Origin of the sequence: Pilimelia anulata (genome assembly GCF_014647895.1) — a bacterium.
Classification (GTDB): domain Bacteria; phylum Actinomycetota; class Actinomycetes; order Mycobacteriales; family Micromonosporaceae; genus Pilimelia; species Pilimelia anulata.
Genome location: NZ_BMQB01000030.1, coordinates 1 through 1,453, shown reverse-complemented (window position 1 = coordinate 1,453; position 1,453 = coordinate 1). Strand labels below are relative to the sequence as shown.

At 74.9% G+C, this 1,453-nt stretch carries 1 protein-coding gene; it reads right to left on the bottom strand.

Going from position 1 to position 1,453, the window contains the following annotated elements; all coding sequences use genetic code 11:
• A partial coding sequence (locus IEY94_RS23150; protein WP_189172369.1) for an AMP-binding protein occupies positions 1 to 1,453 on the bottom strand: 1,453 nt, incomplete at both ends.

Sequence of the window (1,453 nt, the reverse complement as noted above, 5' to 3'; positions counted from 1 at the left end):
TAGCCGCGGGCGAGTCCGGCGCCGGTGAGGTATAGCTCTCCGATGACACCGGGCGGCACGGGCTGCAGGTGGTCGTCCAGGACGTACAGCCGGGTGTCCTCCAGCGGCCGGCCCAGCGGCACCGTCGCGCCGACCTTCTCCCCGGACCGCCACGGGTACTGCGTCACGCACAGCGTCATCTCGGTCGGCCCGTACGTCGTGCGCACGGTGATGTCGGGGCAGTGCCGCAGCGTGTGCTCGACCGCCGCGGCGGCGATCACGTCCCCGCCGGTGGTGACCTCGGCCAGCTCCCCGAACGCCTCCACCAGCTCGTCGGCGACGACCCGGAACAGCCCGGCGGTGAGGCTCAGCCGGGTGACCCCGTGGGTGCGGATGAGCCGGTGCAGCGCGGCGGCGTCCAGTTCGTCCGGCGGGGCGACGACGACCCGGCCGCCGGCCAGCAGCGGCCCCCAGATCTCCCAGGTGGACGCGTCGAACGCGTGCGGGGAGTGCAGCAGCACCCGGTCGTCGGCGTGCATCGCCCAGGACGGGTCGCGGACCAGGTCGACGACGCCCTGGTGGGTGATCTGGATGCCCTTGGGCTCGCCGGTCGAGCCCGACGTGTACATGATGTAGCAGAGCTGGTCCGGGTGGATCGCCGGCGCGGGCGGCGGCGGGGCCGCGGGGTCGGGCGCGCAGTCCAGGACGAGCGTGCCGGCGGCGGCCCGCTCGGCGACCACCTCGTGCCCCCGGTACGCGTCGTCGACCAGCAGCACCGGCGCGTCGGCCGCGGCGAGCACGGCGCGCATCCGGTTCGCCGGGTACGCGGCGTGGATCGGCAGGTACGCCCCGCCCGCCCGCAGCACGGCGACGATCGCGACGACCAGGTCGACCGAGCGGCGCAGCAGCATCGGCACCGGCGTCTCGGTGCGCACCCCGGCCGCGCGCAGCGTCCCGGCCAGCGCCTCGGCCCGCTCCCGCAGCTCCCGGTACGTCAGCTCGGTCGTGCCGTCGGTGACCGCGATCCGGTCGGGGTGGCGGGCGACCTGCTCGTCCAGCGCGCCGACGACGGTGGCGGGGGCGCCCGGCCCGGCGGGCGCGGCGGCGCCGAGCAGCCGGCGCCGCTCGTCGGCGGTCATGATGTCGATCCGCCCGATCGGGGTGTCCGGCCGGACCGCGACCTGTTCGAGTACGGCGGCCAGGCGCTGCCCGAGCAGCTCGACGGTGGCGTGCTCGAACAGGTCGGTGGCGTAGCCGATGTCGATGATCAGCGGGCCGTCGGTGTCCTCGTCGGACACCGTGAACTCCAGGTCGAACTTCGCCACCTGCAGCGGCGTCGGCACCGGCGTGCAGTCCAGCCCGGGCAGCGGCGTCATCGCGGGCGCCCGGTCGGCGTGCGCGATGGCGATGTGGAAGAGGGGGTGGCGGTTGGTGGTGCGGGTGGGTTGGAGGTGTTGGACGAGTTGTTCGAAGG